The organism is Desulfobacula toluolica Tol2 (genome assembly GCF_000307105.1).
In the GTDB taxonomy this organism is placed as follows: Bacteria; Desulfobacterota; Desulfobacteria; order Desulfobacterales; family Desulfobacteraceae; genus Desulfobacula; species Desulfobacula toluolica.
Window position 1 is genome coordinate 2,159,949 of sequence record NC_018645.1, and the last position, 21,274, is coordinate 2,181,222.

Here is a 21,274-nt window from a genome sequence, read left to right on the forward strand (position 1 = left end):
GTTGTTAAACTAAATGAAATATCTAATTCATTTTACTGAAATAAAACTTAAAATATGCAGAATGTTCCAGGCTCCCAGCATGTTTTATAGATGATATTTGATTTTATTTTTCAGGACTGGATTTATTTTATTATGATCGAAGGCCGCTGATGATTGTTTGGATGTTAAATATTAATGGCTTTATTGAACATTAAAATAATGACATGTGCTGAGAAAATCAAAGAGGGGAGATTCCATTTTTTTTTGTCGTAAGGGGCACCCTTTACATTTTTTCTGAACCTTTTTGGAATTGAGCCATAATTATTCTCGATGCTTATTATTTATTAAGATACAAACCGCAGACTTCGAATCCATAGGTCGGGGGTTCGAATCATAGTCACCCAGCCACTGATAATAAAGGCTTTCAGGGTTATTTTAATGTGGTTTTCTATTTCTAAACCACAAGTTACACTACTCAGACAGAGGGGCTGAAAATCCCCGTGTCGGCAGTTCAATTGTGTCCCTGGGCACCACAACAGCAGAGGGTTTTGGCGATTCAGTCAAAACCTTTTTTTATTTTTTGGAGTGTTTTGTACAACTCCTGTACAACTTTTTTTATTCGCTATATCATTCTCGGTTTTAAATGCAATAATTTTTTCCTACAATCGGTTCCTGCTTTTCCAGGGTGCCATGTCCAATCTCAAAATGACCCAGACCCCCCCATCGATCCCAGGCCCACCCCCCGGATCGAATTTGGACGGCTCCCTTTCTACTCAAAGGTAAAAATTTAACAATCCGCTGAGGAGAGTGCTAAGAATGGGTACATTTTGTACCAATTCTTGGAATTGCCCCACAGAACTTATATTGATCCTTCTGAGAAAATATTGATACAAGTTTCCAGTTTTAAAATCTCCCACTCCCAGATTCTTAATAATAGTCCAGGGTTTTAAATTCCACATTGGGAACATTTCAATATTGATGTAGTCCACAGTGAGAATGTGGAATAATCTCCCTCCACAATACTTCTGTTATTGAATACTTTTTTGAAATATGCTTGGGCGACTGATAATACCATTATTCAACACCTGAGCAGAATTAAGGTTAATGGAAGTTATCTTGAGTGTCAGACAGCAATTTTAAATTTGAAGCAAAATCAATAAGATCTTGATTTTTAACTTATAATCAACTATTCGGACACAGTGTGTTTAAATTAAAGCAATTGATCAATACCTAAGATTGAGATCAAACCATGATATTAAACAAAAAATAATGGGATATCAATGAACTGTAGCTCCAATTTTGACTGGTTTATAGACAAACTTCATAATACATTTGACCGGTTACCCGATTATAGATCTTTTAGTCCTGCGTTAACCTATGAGGTGAAAGATGCCGTATTAGGAGCCTTTTCAATGTTTTTCAGTCAATCCGCATCCTTTTTGTCATATCAGAATTCCATGAAACAAGCGAAGGGCAAAAGCAACGCTGAAAGTTTGTTCAAAATTGAAAAGATACCATCAGATAATCAAATCCGTAATATTTTAGATGGGGTCTCGCCCGATAATTTCTATTCTGTATTTTCAGATTGTTATTCAAAAATTGAAGAGTCCGGTCACTTGGGTGGATACAGGTTCTTTCAGGATTGCCTGTTGGTCGTAATTGATGGTACGGAGTACTTCAGATCTTCCAAAATACATTGTAAAAATTGTACGGTTACACATCATAAGAACGGTAAAGTGTCATATTCTCATAAAGTGCTGACACCTGTTATAACACAGCCTGGCAGCACAACAGTGATACCGCTTGAGCCTGAATTTGTTATTCCCCAAGATGGTTCAAAAAAACAAGATTGTGAACTTAATGCTGCCAAAAGATGGATTGAGAGAAATGCCCATATGGCGGATGAAAAATCTATTATTTTAGGGGATGATCTTTTTTCAAGAGAGCCGTTTTGCAAACAATTGCTTCTTAAAGGGTTCCATTTCATATTAGTTTGTAAGCCGGATTCACACAAGACTCTCTATGAATATTTAGATGGTTTTATCAAAAGCAATGATGTCTCATCTATTTCCAGCAGGCGTTGGAATGGGAAATACCATGAAAAAATAATTCTTCGTTACTTTAATAACTTACCTGTTAAAGATGGAGAAAATGTTCTCCATGTTAATTGGGCAGACATTACCATAACCAACACAAAGACGCAGGAAACCTGTTATTATAATTCATTCATTACAGATTTCATTATAGACGACTCAAACGTTGAACAAATAATTCAAGCGGGAAGAGCGCGTTGGAAAGTTGAAAATGAAAATAATAACGTTCTTAAAACCAAAGGATATCATCTTGAACATAATTATGGTCATGGGAAAAAATTTTTATCTTCTACATTATTAACTCTGAATCTTTTGGCATTTTTAAGCCATATTTTCCTGGAATTTATGGATAAAACATATTTTTCAGTCCGAAAAGCACTTTCCGTAAGAAAAATTTTTTTTCATGATTTTAAAGCATTAACAAAGTACTTGTATTTTGATAACTGGAAGCATTTGATAAACTTTATGGCAGAACAGCTTGAATTGAATATAACTGATATTAAAATGAATTCCGGTTAATCGTCAAATTTAGAATTGCTGGAGTGTCAGATATAATTAAATACTTCTTTACATCAACAACCCCACTTGATACTGAATTGTTTATTATAGATGCGAAAAAATAATACTTATACCTTGGATATATTGGGGATAATAGAGTTTGAACTGGTCTGTTTTTTCTATCACGGTGTTAACAAGCATTGCATGTGGGATAATTGTTGTCTTTCTTCTCCCGTTAGACCTTTTTACAATGCTATCTATAGCCATAATATTATTTTTAATTTCTATTTGGATTATCATTAGAAAAAATAAAAATTCAAAGGCAAATAAAAATATACCTCCATTAGAAGAATTTGTTTTTGTTGATCCCCCTGGATACTATACACACCCCAAATATCCAAATCAAAAAATTTGTCCCAGTTGTTTAAATCAATCTAAATTAGTTTCTCCAATATCACAAATTGATAAAAATTTTTGGCGCTGCAATGTTTGCGACAAACCATTATCTGGTAGTAAGGGGGATGCCTTTAATATTGATATATTCAACATTTATCATGAAACGCAAGTGTTGAAATTTCTTCAAGTGGCTGATCTGTGGGCAAAAGAGATTGATGCCAATATTTGGACCGTAGCCAGAAAAATGGCGGAAGGCACCAAAAATGATCCCGAAGGTTTGAGGTGTCCGTTAATAATCAACCACACTTCAATGATTGATAGCTATGGACAGCATAAGCCGACAGGTGGTTTTAGAAATCGATTTTTCCCAGAAGCCATTAATTCATTAATTAATGATGCACCTGACCGCAGAAATGATACAATCACCCGAGGTCTTCATGATATGTGCATCACTAAGCAGAATTTCAGGATGTGGTGCATTGGTCGCTATCCTCTACCAAGATTTTGGTTCACAGAGAAGGAGATTAACAATTTAACTGAAGCAGAACAAGTAACAATTAAAAGAATTGCTGCGGTTTCTATGAATTAAAAAACACAAAAAAGGCGACTGTTCCCCTTTTATATTTTATGTGAGGCAAAAAATCCTTAAATTAATAGAAGACAACCATTACCATATTTGGACTGATGCCCTTCACGCCCGAGCCCTTGCCCATGAGACAAAAAATAGATGGGACCGAGGAACATATGTTCGATGGACGCTTATGACATCTTGGATTGCTCTTGAAATTGCCTGTCAAGAAGCTCTCGAAGAACCACAAATTTCATATAGTTTCAAGAATAATCTGAATCATGCGATAGAGAAAAAGTCCTTTTCAAAATTGGATTGGGGTAAGGGAATATGGCAGCAAGTTTTAAATTTGCAGGGACTTAGAAAGAATTGTGTTCACAGGTTTTCTCAGGAGTCTGATTTATTTCCTGATGCAAGTGTTGCCGACGAAGCTATTATTACTGCACGGAAGGCTATAATTGAAATTTATAATCATGTTGGAAAACGCGCACCTCATTGGGTTAAAGATAATGAGGATCAAGGCTGGTGTGTTAAAGGTATGTCTATTTTTGCCAATGCATATTCAATACCTCCAGGCGTTGATGAGAATGCTTCAGACACAATTAAAATCATGTACATTTACAAAGATAACGAATGTATCCGTGATGTATTACCAGCCAACACAGATCCAGCACCTTATGTTGCGAAGCTGATTGCCACAATCGGTTTGCCAATAAGTGGCATTAGGGTGTATAGAGGCCAAGAAGTAATTAATGAAATTCAATTCCCCATGGACAAAATAAGATGTATATAATGTCTCTTGTGCGAACGCGAAAATCCGCGCTGCACAGTTCATAGGTTGCTTAATAAGGATTTTAAATCATGCGAATTCATTTTGGAATATTTCATGATAAAGTAATAAAATGGCCCACAAGGTGTGCATGGTGCGGGGCCGAAACTTTATATCGCCATAATTATAAGAAGAAAACAATATATGACTTTCAATATAAAATATTGTGGTTTGAAATATTGTCGAGAACTAAAATGATTTCATACCCTGTCTGCCGACTGCACAATTTTTTAGCCCACTTACTAAAACCCGTTCGATTGGCAATTGTATTCGTCATTATGAATCTGATTATTTTTCCTGATTTCGGTATGAAATCTTCTGTTGTATATTTACTCAACGCACTTATTGTTGTTGGATATATCTATTACAGAAGGAAAGCTGTCATTATTCACCGTGTCCATGAACGGTATTTTGAATTGTCTATTCCAGATGGGAAATATGCAGAAGAATTTGCAATGCTTAATGAATGCAACAAACTTGAGCGACACATTTTAATGCAGGATTAGCTAACCTCATACTTTACACGGCCTGTGAACTACGGAGTTAAAAGGATGGTGTGTGAAGTGTCCAATATTGATCAACGACAAATATTTTTTTCCTTCAACGACAATTAAAATTCCCGTTTCTCATTCCTTTATAACCTGCTGATTTTATATTTTTTTTCATTATTGACTTGATATTTTTTGTAACATTGATAATATCCCTCACGCCGGTCTGGAGGATAGGGCAACTGCTGGGAAGCAACGTAAGCGATGTTTTAACCCCACTCAGGGGGCGGAAGGTCAAGCCAACTGTTTTTTATCGACATTGTATGGAAGCAACGCCTTAAAATCATCTTCCGTCATAGCCTCAGGCAAGTGTTCAAACAGATATTTGAGATACCAATATGGCTCCAGCCCATTTGATTTGGCTGTTTCAATCAAGCTGTAAATCAGTGCACTGGCCCGGGCACCCTTAACGGTGTCCGAGAAAAGCCAATTCTTTCGTCCGACCACAAAAGGTCGGATGGCATTTTCAACCAGATTGTTATCAGGCCTGATGATTCCGTCGGTCGTGTATTGGATGAGCCTGTGCCATTGGTTGAGAGTATAATGGATCGCCTTGCCAAGCAGACTTTTGGGAGGAACTTTTTCCACTCTTGCATCAAGCCATTTCTTGAACTCTTCTAAAATTGGAACCGCTTCTTTTTGCCTCCGAGCATATAATTGGTCAGGCGTTAATTCCTGCACCCGGGCTTCTTTTTCAATTTTATAAAGCAGACTGATATACTTTAAAGCGGTGCCGGCATTGCCCGATGAACTCTTTTTATTCCCTGCAGCTTTTGTTACATTTTTAAATCCCCTGCGGGCGTGAGTCCAGCATGCCACATGAATGATATCTGTTATTTTGTCCAGAAAATCATATCCTTTATAGCCATCCGTCTGAACAATGCCTTTGTATCCATTCAAAAATGATGCGGCAACATCTCCGGATCGTGTCGGATGATATTGGAATTGAATAATTGGCATATCAGGCGGACCACCTCTAAAAATCCACATATATGATTTTGATTTCCGGGGGCCCTTTAAGACCAGAAGAGGTGTTTCATCAGCACCAATCATCGGGCTTGCCAGTATGTCCTTTTGCATCATGTCGATTAGAATATCACAGGCGTCAGCGACTTTCATGGCCCATGTACACATGGTCGACCGGCCAAGTTCAATACCGATCCTGGTAAATTGCTTTTCCTGACGGTAAAACGGCAGGGCATCTGCAAATTTTGCGGTCAGAATATGTGCCAGAAGGCCCGGGGTAGCAATGCTTTTGGGGATAATCTGTTCAGGCATCCTGGCAATTGACACGGTGGGGCCGTCGTCTTCCACACCTTCACAATTTTTGCAGGCGTATTTATACCGGATGTTTCGAAGTACCCTTACTTTGGCAGGGATATAGTCCAGTTGTTCTGACTCTTCCTGGCCGATGCGTTCCTTAAGGCAACCGCAGTTGCACTGTCTTTCATCCTCGCTGAGTTCATGTATAACATCTATACGGGGAAGATCGGCGGGTAAAGGCTTGCGGCCACGTTTTTTACGGGTATGTTCACCAATCGTTACGTCTTCCTCCTCTTTTTCCAGGATAGGAAGTTCGGGTTCAGGCATATCGAACAGAGACATTTGCCCGTCATCTTTAGGCGTTTTCTCTGATTTGCGACCAAAGATCATATTCTGAAGTGATTTAACCTGCTCTTTAAGGATTTGATTCTCATCAATCAAATCACAAGCAATTTTCTTCACTTCATCCAGATTCCGATTACCTTTTACCTTGCCTTTAGTCATGGACTGTATATACCATAACCACGGGCTTTTTCATAGTTTTAACATCAATAAATCATGGAATATTTCAAGGGTTTATGTGCCTGATTTATATTCAGGCCGTCAACTAACCAGGACAACTCTCGACTGGTAATATTCATGACATCGTCAGATGTTTTCGGCCACTTGAAACGGTCTTTTTCAAGACGTTTCTGCCACATACAGAAGCCATTTTTATCCCAGTATAAAATTTTTAAAATGGTCTGCGTCCGGTTGCAGAATACAAACAAGTTGGAGGAAAATATGTCAAGTTGCATCTGTTCACTGACAATGACGGACAATCCGTTAATAGCTTTGCGCATATCCGTTGCGCCTAAGAATAGATAGACCTTGGTGTCTGACGGAAAATTCATCATTGGACAGCCTTCAATACAGAAAGCACCTGCTCAAGGGTTTCTTTCTTAAAACCGTCGGGGATTTCCACTTGCAGTTCCCGGCCTATATTCAGTTTTAGCCCTGCTTGACAAAAGTGAGTCGGCACAGGAACCTGAACCAGTCCTGTGGGCTGATTTGGTTTACCGAATTTAATCTTCCAATAGGTGAACCTGTTCGGCCTCAGGCCATTCTGGCGGCAGTACTCTATTTGGGACAGGCGGGATTCAGTCCATTGATCGATATGTGTTTTCCAGAATATTGCCTTTTCTTCGTTTATTTTCTTCCACGATTTGCTCAATACACACCTCCTTTTTGAGAAGAAATATTAAGCGAAATCTGGAGGCCTTAGTAGATGGGGTTTAATTACCGCTTACGAAGCAACCCGAGCGCCGTGACTGGTGACGAAGACATGGGGGGCAGTATGCTGTCCAATGTATTCTGCCCTTCCCCCCATGTTTTTGTCCTTCATGCGTTAAATCCCCGCGCCTTAGCGCGGAACAAATACCCCGTAGGGCCGCCGGAGGCATATTGTTTTTCTTCATTTTTCTGCTTGATACTTGAAACCCGCTTTAATCAATATATCCTCCAAAATTATCCCAACCTCACCTCTTTTTTTGAGCTCATCAAGCATCCACCGCTGGATGCGGGCATTCACATGAACACGCTTTAGATGTGACGGCAATTTCGGTTTTGGTTTTCCTCTATATCCTCCACGCATACCATCTCCTTTTTAAATAAAAAAACCCGAAAGCCTTGCCATTCAAAGATTATAGATAACCGTACAACGCTTTACAAAAAAAATATGTGATTTTCGCATAAAAAAATGGCCGTTTATTATTCATCTGTTTTTAAACAGGATTATTATAAAAACCGGTTCTGCCATGTGTTAGGCCATGTCGTGATAATATACGCCCAATAGTTCTCACAGAAGGTATTGGCTGGATATTCTCATTCTCCATTTCCTCCCTTATAACCCTGGCGCCACAGTGCAGGCCTCTATTGTATAAATGCAGCCGTATCATTTTGACAATTTCTACGAGTTCTTCCCTGGTATATGCTGTTTCCATATCGTGTTCGAACATTATCTTGCCTCCTTTTTGGCCTGCTCCATGCGATAGCTCTCAACATTCAATTCAAAGATAATGCTGTGATGAACAAGCCTGTCGATAGCCGCAGCCGTCGTCATCGGATCTTTAAAAATCTGTTCCCACTTGGAAAAGGGAAGATTGCTGGTGATCATCAGACTGCCTTGCTCATACCGGTCTGCCAGGAAGGTGAACAGCACCTCCATCTCTTCCCGGCTTTGCTGGACATATCCGATATCATCGATAATCACGGCATCAAACCTGGAGAGGCTTTTGAGCTTTTTTGTCAACTCAAGCTCCCTTTTGGCGATCAGCAGCTCCTGAACAAGCTGGCTGCATGAGATGAAAAGGACCTGCTTTCCTTTTGCAATCAATTCATGGCCAATGGCACACAACAGATGGGTTTTCCCGCTTCCCGGATTCCCAAAGGCCAAAATATTTTCAGATCGGCTTAAAAAAGAGCCGTCGATCAGTACATTCAAATGATTAGCGACCTTTATGGGAAGGCGTTTTTTATCAAAATTTTCAAAGGTCTTTGACGGTGGCAGCTTGGATGCCCTCAGGTTCCGTGCTATCCGGTTTTGCCACCGCACTTCACATTCAAGATTCAGCAGCTGTAAAAGATACTGTTCATACCCCCATGACTCCGCCCGGGCCTGATCTGCCATTTCTTCATAGCTGCGGCGCATGGTCGGCATGTGGAGACTCTTGAGATGGTTCATGATCTGGTCATGATCACTCATCATGCTGCCACCTCCTTGAGAAGTTTGTCATAAAGGGTTAAATCAACTGCCGGAATATGGATATCATCTGGTCCGGCAACAGGGGCATTGGATTCCATAAGGCGCTGAACCGCATCTTTGCTGATTTCATGGCTTTCGTTTATTAAAACCGTCAGAGCACTGTCTACAGCCACTTCACTGTCTTTTGCGGCAAGGTATAGAATCTTCAAATATCTTGAGGCAGCGCTTTGAACAGTATAGCGTTCTTTTAAATAGTCATAGGCAATCCGGAAACGGCTGGTGGGAAACATGGCATCACGATAGCGGTAGTTTTCAAACGCCCTCGGCTTTTTGACCAGGCTGTCAATGATATGCCGGTAATTGATTTTGTGCTTCCCCTCACCCCGTAACCGTGGCAAGGTGTCGATCTTTTTCTGTCCGTACCAGATTTCCAGACATTCCATGTAAAGACGAACCTGTATTTTTTCTCCTATGAGCCTGCTGTTCACTGAGTAGACATTGTGATTGACTCGTATGGTACTGCTGGGACCGACTTTTAAATCCAGTTTTTTACATGAGTCGATCCGGCGTTTGGGGAGCCGATGCAGGAGTTCCACTTCTTCTGCAAGGCGGCCTTTTCGGCCGGCATTCAGTTGCCCAAACAACCTGGACAGAAAACTCTCATACTCTTCCCGGTCTTTAAAATCCCGGTGACCTCTCAATAACAGGGCTTGTTCAACGGCTTTTTTGAACCGGTAATTGCGCTGCTCCACATCACCATTTTCATTGGGGCTGGACGGGTTCGTTTTAGAAGGAGTCAGACCGTAATGGTCGACAAGATCCTGATATCTGCGGGTGAACTCTTCCGGGTGGGTCTCCTTGTTGACAGCGGCAGCCAAGCGATCTGTGCGGTGATGATACGGTACACCGCCCAATTCCCATAAAGCATTTTGCAGGCCCTGGCTCAGGCTTTCAAAACTCTCGGAGAAACATATGGTACCGGTTTCCCAGTTGGAATAGGTTAAAACAAAATGATAAATCATGTGATCAAAAGGAACGCCGGATATGGTGATGCCCAGCTCATCCATATGGGTGAAGTCAGACTGGCATAATTCGCCCGGCTTATGAATTTGAGCGAAGAAAATTTCTTTACCCGGTCCTTCTGTTGCCCTCCAATGTTTTATCCTCCGTTGCAAGGTCCTCAACTGCCCATCGGCAAATCGGCTTGGCTGGTTTCTTTGAAGATCCTCAAAAATGGTTTTGGCTTCCAACCCCGGATTTATTGATAACATTCCTTTGATACCATCCCATACGTCTTCAAACGGGTCCTTACGTGTTCTCCAGTTATGCTCCTGTTTAAGTTCGCTTGGCAATTTGCCCATTTTACGGTACTTTCGAGCCGTTTTTTCATCCATACCTGCTTTCATTGCTGCTATCCCGAAATTTTTTTCAGTTTGAATCAACTTGAATAACCTCCTCACTTGCTGGTCCGTTACCATCCAAATCTCTCCTTTCATAAGATTTGGCGGCTTTTACCATTTTTTTGATTTATATTTCAGGAATTTTAATTGTCGTTCGGCGGGTATTATATATGACGCTGATCACAATATGTCTATTTATGTTGGGTGTAGCCCTTGCCAGTAAAGGTGTTGACTTCATTTGTTATTGTTGGCTTGATATGCAAAATTTGGCCGATCAAACCGTAATATTTGAGACGCTGTTTTCATTCAAAAAAAGTCTCGTTTTACCGCTTTATATTATGAATTGGTTTCCACATTTCCGGCATTTTAATTTTGCTGGGATTTCCACCCCAAAGCATAATTTGTAAATCTCTTGGCAACAATTGTACGACTTCAGTATCATGAGGCCACCAACTGATTTTTCCCTCTGAGTATCTTTTTATACACCATTGAATTCCATGGCCATCATAGGTTAATAAGCCTATTTGGGTTTCGTTTTCATCTCTGAAGGCATAAATATCCCCTGAAAAATAATCTAATCTGTATCTTTTACAAATGCCTGTTATTTGATCGATAGGAATATCAAAACTGATATGTTTCGGAATCGCAAAAATAATTGATTGTGGTGGTATGTATATCATGTTTTTTGTCGATTCCTTAAGCCTGTCACCGGGTTAATCAACGCTTTATCCAGCGCATTCATTGGTTATAAATCAATAATCAAGACCTGATGATCAGCCTGATCCGATCTTCTTTCCTTCTATTCTTCAGGTTTCGGTAATGGCGGTATCAATGGCAAGATCTCCTCGAACACATTATTGAACGAGTAATCGCTATTTCCTTGCCAATGCTGTATGGCAATTATTTCCCGCAAAGAGAGACGCCCCTTTAGACTGGATATCCCATCTTCATAGAAATGAATGGGCATACGTTCAACTTCCGGAATGGATTTTTGAAACTCTTCCATCATTCGGGGATATGCGGCATTGATTTTTTCCATGGGGTTTTCGATAGTGGACGTAACCCTCTTCAGGTCGTTGATCACCTCCAACCCCTTATCGAAATAGTCCTGGTGTTTAGGGATAAATCCTTTCGAACCATCATGAAACTTATTCAAAAAAGTAATATCTTTAACCTTAGCAGCCTTTCTTGGTAAATATTTGTCGAAAAATACGACTGCTTTGATGGCCCGATCAAAGGAATTGAGGTCAAGAACCATTTCCCTGTTGTTCCTGAAGAAAAAAGCCCCAAGAACGATCGGCCTTCTTTCAATAGGGATATCCTTATATGTGCCCTTGAACTTCAATCTCTTGGCTTCCGCCTTGTACAGCCATACCCATCTATCTCGAAACGGATCATGTTGCATACAACGAAGTTTTAAAAATACCCGATGTATTTTTTCTGAATCCAACAAATCATAATGCAATCTGGCCAGCATATAGATTTCTTTGGTCATGGTAGTTAGGAGCCTTCTGTCCTCATTCCCTCCTTGAGGCATTAAATCCTTTGACACCTCTACTCTGGGGGCTGGCGATTGCCTGTTGGCGGCATTACGGATTGACATCGTTTTTTTAAGTCTTCTTTTATTCTTCTTTTTGCTTTTTTTTCCCACAAGCTACTCCCAATGATGAATCCACCAGCAAAACGTACTTTTTCCGATTTTTAAATTTTTATCTTTACCCTCTATCTCGTTCAGATGCAATTCATATATTTCCCAAGCCTTTATTGAAGCGGCGTGGGGTACTTTTGTTATTTCTGACCTGGATCGAAAATTTGGAAAATCAAATCAAGGGTCTGAAGTGAAGACTACCTACGTAACAATGTCCGCGTTTCATACGAATGAACACAGTAGACTATCCCTGTCAATCATCACTTACCTAACAGGATAATGCCCAAAAAGTAAAATATCCAAATCAGCTTAATTTCCCATAATATCAATGAAAAAATTCTTACCACCATCCGAAATAGTTTGCAAAGTTTTATTCAACTCATCATATAAGTGTGGCACAAAACGTTTGACAATAAATCAAGGCTCATGTTGTGTTTCAGGGTCTTTTAGACCTCAGTTGCTCCAACTGTTTGAATTTATTTAAAATTTGCCAAGATTTTACAAATTATAATCTTGGGTATTATTTCCAATTATTTCAAACAATTATGGCTCACCATAAAAATAAGACCCCGGAATCCAACAAGAGCCTAAATCAAAATAGATTTAATGCTTTGAATGTTATTACGGGGAATGTCTAATAGGTTGCATTAGTAATGGCCATTTTCCTTTAAAAGCAAGGCTGTCAGTATAAAAATGCAGCCTGAAAGACATTCAGGGTAATAAATGTCGAAAAATTCAGAAGTTTCGATTTTAAGGACTGCGGACAGGCGACAGATATTCACGATACTGATATTCCTTTTCCCCAGTTCCACGCTGCTGATATATGTTCTATCCAGGTCTGAAAGTTCAGCCAATTTTTCTTGGGATAGGCCTTTTGATGTTCTGAGCGAACGTAGTTTCTTCCCGAAAGCAGTTTTAATATTCTGGCAATCAATATCCATGATGCCTTAATATATTTGCCTTGACGACTATCAGTCTACGGACTATAAGTCACATAAGTGTATTCTTGTTTCCTTTATACAAGGGTCCGATAAATGCCAAAAAATAATTTCATTAACTCCGTTTGCATCATAATTTTTAGATTGTGCAATCGCTACTAAATATTAAGAGGATGATATGGGATTTTTAAAAAACCTTACGATTAAAACCAACACTAAACGTGTTTTTTCTGACTTCAATAATGCTTACATGAATTTTTTTTCGAATAAACCGGAGGTTGGTATTAATGAGGCTCTTCGAGACTATTCATTTCTACAGACTATACCTGTTAAAGGTTTAACTGGAGGTGCTATGGCGGATGCGTCTATTTTTCATGAATATATGACGACCCTTCCAGAGGATGAAAATTTCATGCTCCTTTTCCAGCTTATTTGGTCAATTGTATCTTATGAATTACAATACGATGATACGATAGGAAACGATAAGGATATGCAACTTGTGATGAAGACTTTAGAATCCCAGATAAATAAAGGAAGAAGTAGGTATTCCTGATGTCTGTCAAAAAAAGGTTATGATTGAAAAATCGATTATAATGTTAGAGCGAAGTGATAGCCAAATGAAGTTCTGGCTTGTTATTTAAGTTTTGTTAATTTCAAGAATTGGTACATTTTGTACTCATTCTTGAAATGATTTTCCAGAAAATGTAATAAATCGTTTATGCGAACGGGCCTGATAGCTGGAAAAAAGAGATTATATTGAAGCAGTTAGCGAAAGGTGTAGTATAGGCATAGGAAACAGTAAAAGGAGATAAAGGCATGAATCATAAAGAATCTTACGTTGGAACTGCGATGGTCGTTTGGTTTATCACGTCCATTGTAGGTTTTATTGATAGTGGAGGCTGTGATGTAAGATTTTTTTCCTTAAAATTCTTATTTTTTCTTTTGGGTGGAGTCTTTATTCTTTCGAGCATTTTTGGATATATTTTTACAATGTTATTTGGATACGCCACATCAATAGTTTTAAAAAACTCTGAACTTGTCTCATTTGATCCAGAAAGGGAAAATATCGCCCTCATCCTAAAGATTGGTAAAATAATAAAGTAAGCGATGTTTTAACCCCACTCAGGGGGCGGAAGGTCAAGCCAACTGTTTTTTATCGACATTGTATGGAAGCAACGCCTTAAAATCATCTTCCGTCATAGCCTCAGGCAAGTGTTCAAACAGATATTTGAGATACCAATATGGCTCCAGCCCATTTGATTTGGCTGTTTCAATCAAGCTGTAAATCAGTGCACTGGCCCGGGCACCCTTAACGGTGTCCGAGAAAAGCCAATTCTTTCGTCCGACCACAAAAGGTCGGATGGCATTTTCAACCAGATTGTTATCAGGCCTGATGATTCCGTCGGTCGTGTATTGGATGAGCCTGTGCCATTGGTTGAGAGTATAATGGATCGCCTTGCCAAGCAGACTTTTGGGAGGAACTTTTTCCACTCTTGCATCAAGCCATTTCTTGAACTCTTCTAAAATTGGAACCGCTTCTTTTTGCCTCCGAGCATATAATTGGTCAGGCGTTAATTCCTGCACCCGGGCTTCTTTTTCAATTTTATAAAGCAGACTGATATACTTTAAAGCGGTGCCGGCATTGCCCGACGAACTCTTTTTATTCCCTGCAGCTTTTGTTACATTTTTAAATCCCCTGCGGGCGTGAGTCCAGCATGCCACATGAATGATATCTGTTATTTTGTCCAGAAAATCATATCCTTTATAGCCATCCGTCTGAACAATGCCTTTGTATCCATTCAAAAATGATGCGGCAACATCTCCGGATCGTGTCGGATGATATTGGAATTGAATAATTGGCATATCAGGCGGACCACCTCTAAAAATCCACATATATGATTTTGATTTCCGGGGGCCCTTTAAGACCAGAAGAGGTGTTTCATCAGCACCAATCATCGGGCTTGCCAGTATGTCCTTTTGCATCATGTCGATTAGAATATCACAGGCGTCAGCGACTTTCATGGCCCATGTACACATGGTCGACCGGCCAAGTTCAATACCGATCCTGGTAAATTGCTTTTCCTGACGGTAAAACGGCAGGGCATCTGCAAATTTTGCGGTCAGAATATGTGCCAGAAGGCCCGGGGTAGCAATGCTTTTGGGGATAATCTGTTCAGGCATCCTGGCAATTGACACGGTGGGGCCGTCGTCTTCCACACCTTCACAATTTTTGCAGGCGTATTTATACCGGATGTTTCGAAGTACCCTTACTTTGGCAGGGATATAGTCCAGTTGTTCTGACTCTTCCTGGCCGATGCGTTCCTTAAGGCAACCGCAGTTGCACTGTCTTTCATCCTCGCTGAGTTCATGTATAACATCTATACGGGGAAGATCGGCGGGTAAAGGCTTGCGGCCACGTTTTTTACGGGTATGTTCACCAATCGTTACGTCTTCCTCCTCTTTTTCCAGGATAGGAAGTTCGGGTTCAGGCATATCGAACAGAGACATTTGCCCGTCATCTTTAGGCGTTTTCTCTGATTTGCGACCAAAGATCATATTCTGAAGTGATTTAACCTGCTCTTTAAGGATTTGATTCTCATCAATCAAATCACAAGCAATTTTCTTCACTTCATCCAGATTCCGATTACCTTTTACCTTGCCTTTAGTCATGGACTGTATATACCATAACCACGGGCTTTTTCATAGTTTTAACATCAATAAATCATGGAATATTTCAAGGGTTTATGTGCCTGATTTATATTCAGGCCGTCAACTAACCAGGACAACTCTCGACTGGTAATATTCATGACATCGTCAGATGTTTTCGGCCACTTGAAACGGTCTTTTTCAAGACGTTTCTGCCACATACAGAAGCCATTTTTATCCCAGTATAAAATTTTTAAAATGGTCTGCGTCCGGTTGCAGAATACAAACAAGTTGGAGGAAAATATGTCAAGTTGCATCTGTTCACTGACAATGACGGACAATCCGTTAATAGCTTTGCGCATATCCGTTGCGCCTAAGAATAGATAGACCTTGGTGTCTGACGGAAAATTCATCATTGGACAGCCTTCAATACAGAAAGCACCTGCTCAAGGGTTTCTTTCTTAAAACCGTCAGGGATTTCCACTTGCAGTTCCCGGCCTATATTCAGTTTTAGCCCTGCTTGACAAAAGTGAGTCGGCACAGGAACCTGAACCAGTCCTGTGGGCTGATTTGGTTTACCGAATTTAATCTTCCAATAGGTGAACCTGTTCGGCCTCAGGCCATTCTGGCGGCAGTACTCTATTTGGGACAGGCGGGATTCAGTCCATTGATCGATATGTGTTTTCCAGAATATTGCCTTTTCTTCGTTTATTTTCTTCCACGATTTGCTCAATACACACCTCCTTTTTGAGAAGAGATATTAAGCGAAATCTGGAGGCCTTAGTAGATGGGGTTTAATTACCGCTTACATAATAAAATATTTAGAGGTTGTTATAGTTTTAATAATAACGGCATTTTGTTTCAGAGCCATATTCTGTTAGGGTTAACCGCCCTTTTTATTCCAAGCATAATAATACAATTACACTGTCTGCCTGACATATACATCTCATAAAGACTTCTTTGCGAAACCATAATATAATTATGCTAATCTCCTGTCTCTCTCTTTTCCAATTCTATCAAATACTCAGTCAATCCAGTGATTTTAATTCTGTCTTTCTCTAATCCAAGTTCTGCTGACTTTAAAACCTTAAAGGCCCTTACAAGATCCACCAAGGAAGCATCCTCTATTTTTTCCGGTGTTACTGCTTCAAGAATCCTTGCCTGTAATGATGTCAGCTGCAGAGTTTGTAAAGACCTGTATTTTAGTAAAATCCCTTTTTTTGATTTTATCTCAGCAATACGCTTTGCCAACGTAACGTGAGAAACTCCAAGTGTTTTGGCAATTTCCTTCTGGGTCATTCCCTTAGAAAACATCGAATGTAACACAACAGGATTTATTTCTTTTCTCTTTCTTCCCATAAGAACCTCAGTTTATTTTTATTGAACCATTATTGAACTGGATTTCTTTCTTTTTTCGTTTCGTTTTTGGGGTTGAATGTTGCGCGAATTGCCGTTTTATGGGCCGTAATAGGCCATATAACGGGCGTTGGCGCATTACCGAATATCAATGATCAATTAAATGTTTGCCGCATTATGATTGATTTTAATTGATTCGGAATAATGGAAGGAATGGAAGGAACAATAAGACTGCTTCGATATCAATAGAATGATTTTTGAAAAAATTTATTTTTATTAAAAATCATTCCATTGTTCCAATCATTCCAGATAATACGAATAATCTTGTTTTAAGCCAATACCAAGGTAGTATATGCCGTTAGACCGTTTCACCTTGAATTTTTTTCTAATTTCTGCTCCAAAAGATTTTAGTCCTAATGCATCATAGCCACTATCCCTACACCAATCTTTATATGCTTCATACAAATTGCTCGATTTAATCTGCTGGCCATCTTTTTCAATACAGGCCTCATCAATAAACAGCCTGATTGGATCACTCTGTTTTTTATATTCAGCGGTTGCCAAAAGAACTTCCTTTGGAGGTTTTAAAGTAATCCTTTGGTATTCTAAACAGCCTTGAACAAGCCAACTCAATATCCCTTCAGCTTCTTCCTTGAGTTTATCGGGCAAATCTTTGTCGATTTCACATTGTGAAAGCCCTTTTGGATTTTCAACAAAAGAAACATTAAAAGGTACAAGGTGAACTCTCTTCCAAAATGCGAATTCATCTTCTCCGCCTGGTATTTTAGGTTCGTGGTTAGTTATTAGCAGCAAGGTATGACTTGGGGGAAAACGACGTTCCGATTTACCGTACATCGGTCTGCCTACTAATTCATCCCCTCCAGTCAACCATTTGACTACTCCTGTATCCAATTTATTTTGTTTATTCGTCTCACTACACCATATAAGTCTTTTACCCTTTAAGTCTAAAATGTCTGGATTAGGTGATGAGCTCGATATTGTTCTTCCTTGATCAAGTAACAAACCAGATTTTACAGGACCACCTAAAGGGCCTAAAATATGGTACATAATTTGAAGCAATGTGGTTTTCCCGTTACGACCATTTCCACACATTATTACAAAGATATGTTCACGAGAAGTTCCTAAAAGGGAATATCCAAAAAGCCGCTGGATATAATCAATGATATCTTGGTTGCCATTGAAAACACCCTTCAAAAAATTCAAAAAAGTTAATGGGCTTGGAGAATTCGCAGAATATATTATTGGTGAGGCTGATTTTATATACTGACCAGGCATCCCTTGAGTAAGTTTACCGGTTTTTAGATTTATTATACCGTTGGCACATGGAAATAGGTTTGAAGCGTTATTCCACTCATCTCCGGAAATACCCAAAGAGTTTTTCCCACTGGAAGCAAGCTGCAGAACCGCCTTTTTACGATACATCGTATGCAGAGCGCTTATTCTTTTTTTGATATATTTAGAATAACCTCCAAATGTCTTGGAAGCTTCATCATCTCCGTCTTTTGTAGCTTCAACAGATTGAATACTGTATTTAGTTGCAAGCCTGCCGTAGGCATAAATAAGCTTTCCGAATCCATCATATACTTCTTGAACCTTGTCTATTTCCCAGAAATTACCGTTAAACTTGAACCAAGTTTTGTCTGAATGGTCATAACAAAACCTTCCTTTGTTCAATTTTATAAAAAGCTTCGTATCACCATCCTGATTTGATTCTAAGGCTTCCCAAATATCTTTTTCTGAGAAGAGTTCTCCCGTGGAAAAATCTGAATTTATTGGTTTTGGCATAGGTATCAAGGGAACACTTTAAGCTTAATCAATTTCGCGAGCGCGTAAGGATAACCAATCGCACAGATCATCAACATGATACACGACCTTCCGGCCAACTCTGTAGCGTTGTGGACCAAGGCCCTTGCTATCTAAATTGGCGAGGGTTCTTGGGTGAAGGATACCACCCGAAAACTCTCCCACTTTTTCTCTGGAAACATAAGTAGAAGGCCATTTATCAGCCATTGAATGGAACTTTTTTAGAATTGATGAAAAGGACATAACACCTCCGTAAATACATTCGTTATCATTTACGTATGGTTATACCTCATTGTGAATAATATGAACCGGGGATAGAATGCGGTGTCAGTATTATTCCGGGATTAAAATGTGTTTTCTATATCCACCATTTATAAGCTCTTTCGCAGTTTTATAGTTCTTTTTAACCTTGCCATTCGCTGGATAGTCTGTATCCCTATTATCATCATTCGGATAAATCTCAGATGCAATCTCCCTGGTTTTAGCATTGTCAGAATATCCATCAAATATTCTTAGATAGACAGCGAATTTATCCAAATGTGTTTTTGGGGATTCGACCTTTAATTTATCAGTTTTCTTCAAAGCTTCTTGTGTGTGAAGTAAAAGTTCTTGAGCCTTTTTAAGTTGAGGTTTGATTGGCAATCTTAGATCGAAAATCAGATTTGCTTTGCCATCTGGTACGTTTAGCGGTTTAATTTTTTCAATATCATCAATGGGTGTTCCGAGATGGAACTCATTTAGCCGACTGAGTTGGATATCCCCGTATTGCCTCTCAAAAATAATATATGGACTATTAACATCTGGATTGCATAACCAGCAAAGTCCCCATTTTGATACTGTGGACTTCTTTTGAGGTGCAATGAAAAACCATGGATCATTAATGTCCAAATCTTCAAAACCCTCCAGCTCCTTTTTTTCAAGGTAATGCTGTAATTCGCGTTCCCAATCCTTCCGATACTCAGCATTCCTTCTTATAAATTGCCAAGCGTAAAATTGCTTTTCGGTCCAAAAACCTGGCTTAAAGGCATAATCATCTGGATTGCGCCAGTCAGGTGACCTGACAGTTTTTTTATTTGATTCCAATATATTATTCTCCTGTTGCATATCGAAGGTGGACAAAGTCTTACGCTCCCATTATAAATCTACTTTCTCTTTAACCCTCTTTAATGGGAAACCTTCCCATTCGATCTTTTAACAATGGAGTTTTGCTCCATTGCCTTTACAGCCTGTTTTAAGTCGTCGTCGGCCAGCTTGCTATACCAGTTCAAACCGGTTAATTACTCCGATTCTATCCCAGGGAAGTGTTATCAGCCATTTTTGTCTTTTCAAGTGGGGCAATGTTATTTTTTATAACCTTTTCATCAAAGTTTTGTGCTGCTTTTTTTAAACCATCAGGCCTTAGATGGCTGTAGCGCTCAGTAAGTTGTATGGTTGAATGCCCGAGTAAATTTTTGACTGTGTAAAGGTCAGTGCCGTTCTGAACATGCCAGGATGCAAAGGTGTGGCGGCAAGTATGGAAGGTGACTTTATCACGCCGGTCAGTGACACCATCATTAAATCCAAGTTCTTTAACTGTTCTATCAAAAGTATGGCTGATAAATTGAATTTGTTTCCCGTTGGTATCTTTAAACACCAGTTCAGAAGGGGATTGACCTTCATAGATTCTTTCAAACATGGCTTGTGTGGCATCAGTTAGATAAACATGACGTGGTTTTCCTTTGGCATCTCGTACTAATGCAAAACCATTTTCAAGATCAATAACTCCCCAAGTCAAAGAAAATATTTCTCCGGCCCTTACTCCGGTATGTAATGATAACAAGGTCATATCATGGATTTTTTGGCTTTTGATTTTCAAGCTTTTCAAAAGGATTTCAGCTTCCTCATGACTTAAAAAACGTAATCTCTGGTTTTCAACTTTAGGTAATTTTACATTTCGTGTTGGGCTCTCGTTATTAATAAGGCCATTTATTCGTGCATGGTTCCATATTTGTCTGAAAGTTGCAAAACAATATTGCACGCTTCTTGGCGCTCTTCCTTCATCAAGCATGTTCTTTCTTAAACGTTCCAGATCAAAACTGGAAATATCTTTAAATGTTTTATGGCCTATTGCTGGGTTAATCCATGTTCTGAATAAGGATTCTTCTCTGATATGTGTTTTATGCTTTTTTTCTTGCTGGATAGCAGGGTAATAGGTCTTGTAAAAATAATTTTTTATGGTAATAGCATCTTTTTCTTTTCGTGCTTTTTCTTTCTGGATCTCTATTTTTTTTATTCTGGCTTTTTCCCGTTTCTCAGATAATCTTGTCTCGCCGTTTCCAGTAACGGCGGCCTCTTTTAACTCTGCAAGTTTCAAAGCAGCTTTTTGCAGAGTCCAGCCCCCAGACGTCCACCCCAGGCCCTCTTCTTTCCTTTTGCCGTCTCTCTGGTATCGAATAGCAAAATATTTATCAAATGAAACACCGTGCTTTCTGGTGGGGTGTTCCCTGAATCTGACACCAGGATATTTTGAGCTTTTCCATTTGGCCATATTTCTCCTTTAAATTGA

Annotated in this window: 24 protein-coding genes; 7 read left to right on the forward strand and 17 right to left on the reverse strand. The window is 39.4% G+C overall.

What is annotated here, in order from left to right:
* Positions 1–1,259 precede the first annotated feature (1,259 nt).
* The 4 genes from TOL2_RS09940 to TOL2_RS09955 all read left to right on the forward strand — a co-directional run bounded on the left by TOL2_RS09940 (position 1,260) and on the right by TOL2_RS09955 (position 4,869).
* Positions 1,260–2,591 carry an ISNCY family transposase gene (locus TOL2_RS09940; protein WP_014957357.1) on the forward strand — a complete coding sequence of 444 codons (1,332 nt, stop codon included), beginning with the start codon at positions 1,260–1,262 and terminating at the stop codon, positions 2,589–2,591.
* 139 nt (positions 2,592–2,730) lie between these two features.
* Entirely contained in the window at positions 2,731–3,555 is an 825-nt protein-coding gene (locus tag TOL2_RS09945) for a hypothetical protein (protein ID WP_014957358.1), read from the forward strand.
* Between the two features lie 172 nt (positions 3,556–3,727).
* Positions 3,728–4,327 carry a hypothetical protein gene (locus tag TOL2_RS09950; protein ID WP_148278092.1) on the forward strand — a complete coding sequence of 200 codons (600 nt, stop codon included), beginning with the start codon at positions 3,728–3,730 and terminating at the stop codon, positions 4,325–4,327.
* 230 nt (positions 4,328–4,557) lie between these two features.
* Entirely contained in the window at positions 4,558–4,869 is a 312-nt protein-coding gene (locus tag TOL2_RS09955) for a hypothetical protein (protein ID WP_148278093.1), read from the forward strand.
* Between the two features lie 276 nt (positions 4,870–5,145).
* Here TOL2_RS09955 and tnpC (TOL2_RS09960) read toward each other — a convergent pair whose 3' ends face one another.
* From tnpC (TOL2_RS09960) to tnpA (TOL2_RS09970), 3 genes are read right to left on the reverse strand one after another with little or no spacing between them, the layout of a single operon-like run.
* On the reverse strand, positions 5,146–6,678 hold the full coding sequence (tnpC, locus tag TOL2_RS09960; protein ID WP_014956144.1) for an IS66 family transposase: 1,533 nt from the start codon (positions 6,676–6,678) through the stop codon (positions 5,146–5,148).
* 44 nt (positions 6,679–6,722) lie between these two features.
* Complete coding sequence (tnpB, locus tag TOL2_RS09965; protein ID WP_014956143.1) at positions 6,723–7,070, reverse strand: IS66 family insertion sequence element accessory protein TnpB; 348 nt, start codon at positions 7,068–7,070, stop codon at positions 6,723–6,725.
* Complete coding sequence (tnpA, locus tag TOL2_RS09970) at positions 7,067–7,387, reverse strand: IS66 family insertion sequence element accessory protein TnpA (protein WP_014956142.1); 321 nt, start codon at positions 7,385–7,387, stop codon at positions 7,067–7,069. The genes tnpB (TOL2_RS09965) and tnpA (TOL2_RS09970) overlap by 4 nt, the downstream gene beginning before the upstream one ends.
* A 54-nt stretch (positions 7,388–7,441) precedes the next feature.
* On the opposite strand from tnpA (TOL2_RS09970), the gene TOL2_RS24850 reads away from it, so the two are divergent.
* Complete coding sequence (locus TOL2_RS24850) at positions 7,442–7,759, forward strand: hypothetical protein (RefSeq protein WP_158406094.1); 318 nt, start codon at positions 7,442–7,444, stop codon at positions 7,757–7,759.
* Between the two features lie 178 nt (positions 7,760–7,937).
* Here TOL2_RS24850 and TOL2_RS09980 read toward each other — a convergent pair whose 3' ends face one another.
* The 6 genes from TOL2_RS09980 to TOL2_RS10005 form a co-directional block, all read right to left on the reverse strand.
* Positions 7,938–8,171, reverse strand: a complete 234-nt coding sequence (locus TOL2_RS09980) for a hypothetical protein (protein ID WP_041279361.1) — start codon at positions 8,169–8,171, stop codon at positions 7,938–7,940.
* Positions 8,171–8,920 carry an IS21-like element helper ATPase IstB gene (istB, locus tag TOL2_RS09985; RefSeq protein ID WP_014956934.1) on the reverse strand — a complete coding sequence of 250 codons (750 nt, stop codon included), beginning with the start codon at positions 8,918–8,920 and terminating at the stop codon, positions 8,171–8,173. Before istB ends, TOL2_RS09980 begins: the two co-directional genes overlap by 1 nt.
* Entirely contained in the window at positions 8,917–10,356 is a 1,440-nt protein-coding gene (gene istA, locus TOL2_RS09990; protein WP_083863884.1) for an IS21 family transposase, read from the reverse strand. The genes istB and istA overlap by 4 nt, the downstream gene beginning before the upstream one ends.
* A gap of 284 nt (positions 10,357–10,640) precedes the next feature.
* On the reverse strand, positions 10,641–10,997 hold the full coding sequence (gene tnpB / locus TOL2_RS09995; RefSeq protein ID WP_014957361.1) for an IS66 family insertion sequence element accessory protein TnpB: 357 nt from the start codon (positions 10,995–10,997) through the stop codon (positions 10,641–10,643).
* Between the two features lie 119 nt (positions 10,998–11,116).
* Complete coding sequence (locus tag TOL2_RS10000) at positions 11,117–11,968, reverse strand: hypothetical protein (protein WP_014957362.1); 852 nt, start codon at positions 11,966–11,968, stop codon at positions 11,117–11,119.
* Between the two features lie 644 nt (positions 11,969–12,612).
* Positions 12,613–12,906 carry a helix-turn-helix domain-containing protein gene (locus TOL2_RS10005; RefSeq protein ID WP_014957363.1) on the reverse strand — a complete coding sequence of 98 codons (294 nt, stop codon included), beginning with the start codon at positions 12,904–12,906 and terminating at the stop codon, positions 12,613–12,615.
* Between the two features lie 175 nt (positions 12,907–13,081).
* Between TOL2_RS10005 and TOL2_RS10010 the strand changes: the two genes are divergently transcribed.
* Together TOL2_RS10010 and TOL2_RS10015 are read left to right on the forward strand one after the other, a co-directional pair.
* The gene (locus TOL2_RS10010) at positions 13,082–13,456 is read left to right on the forward strand and encodes a hypothetical protein (protein WP_041279403.1); all 375 of its coding nucleotides are present in this window, start codon (positions 13,082–13,084) and stop codon (positions 13,454–13,456) included.
* Positions 13,457–13,719: 263 nt separating this feature from the next.
* Complete coding sequence (locus tag TOL2_RS10015) at positions 13,720–14,007, forward strand: hypothetical protein (RefSeq protein ID WP_041279404.1); 288 nt, start codon at positions 13,720–13,722, stop codon at positions 14,005–14,007.
* Positions 14,008–14,040: 33 nt separating this feature from the next.
* Here TOL2_RS10015 and tnpC (TOL2_RS10020) read toward each other — a convergent pair whose 3' ends face one another.
* The 8 genes from tnpC (TOL2_RS10020) to TOL2_RS10055 all read right to left on the reverse strand — a co-directional run bounded on the left by tnpC (TOL2_RS10020) (position 14,041) and on the right by TOL2_RS10055 (position 21,256).
* On the reverse strand, positions 14,041–15,573 hold the full coding sequence (tnpC, locus tag TOL2_RS10020) for an IS66 family transposase (protein ID WP_014956144.1): 1,533 nt from the start codon (positions 15,571–15,573) through the stop codon (positions 14,041–14,043).
* A gap of 44 nt (positions 15,574–15,617) precedes the next feature.
* Entirely contained in the window at positions 15,618–15,965 is a 348-nt protein-coding gene (gene tnpB, locus TOL2_RS10025; RefSeq protein ID WP_014956143.1) for an IS66 family insertion sequence element accessory protein TnpB, read from the reverse strand.
* Positions 15,962–16,282, reverse strand: a complete 321-nt coding sequence (gene tnpA, locus TOL2_RS10030; RefSeq protein ID WP_014956142.1) for an IS66 family insertion sequence element accessory protein TnpA — start codon at positions 16,280–16,282, stop codon at positions 15,962–15,964. The genes tnpB (TOL2_RS10025) and tnpA (TOL2_RS10030) overlap by 4 nt, the downstream gene beginning before the upstream one ends.
* A 251-nt stretch (positions 16,283–16,533) precedes the next feature.
* Positions 16,534–16,908 carry a hypothetical protein gene (locus tag TOL2_RS10035; protein WP_014957364.1) on the reverse strand — a complete coding sequence of 125 codons (375 nt, stop codon included), beginning with the start codon at positions 16,906–16,908 and terminating at the stop codon, positions 16,534–16,536.
* Between the two features lie 297 nt (positions 16,909–17,205).
* Positions 17,206–18,711, reverse strand: coding sequence for a DNA primase family protein (locus TOL2_RS10040; RefSeq protein ID WP_014957365.1), 1,506 nt, complete (start codon positions 18,709–18,711; stop codon positions 17,206–17,208).
* Positions 18,712–18,735: 24 nt separating this feature from the next.
* A complete protein-coding gene (locus TOL2_RS10045) occupies positions 18,736–18,972 on the reverse strand; it encodes a hypothetical protein (protein ID WP_041279405.1) in 237 nt (78 codons plus the stop codon).
* A 90-nt stretch (positions 18,973–19,062) separates the two neighbouring features.
* A complete protein-coding gene (locus TOL2_RS10050; protein ID WP_014957366.1) occupies positions 19,063–19,812 on the reverse strand; it encodes a DUF2285 domain-containing protein in 750 nt (249 codons plus the stop codon).
* Between the two features lie 205 nt (positions 19,813–20,017).
* On the reverse strand, positions 20,018–21,256 hold the full coding sequence (locus TOL2_RS10055) for a tyrosine-type recombinase/integrase (RefSeq protein ID WP_014957367.1): 1,239 nt from the start codon (positions 21,254–21,256) through the stop codon (positions 20,018–20,020).
* Between the last annotated feature and the right edge of the window lie 18 nt (positions 21,257–21,274).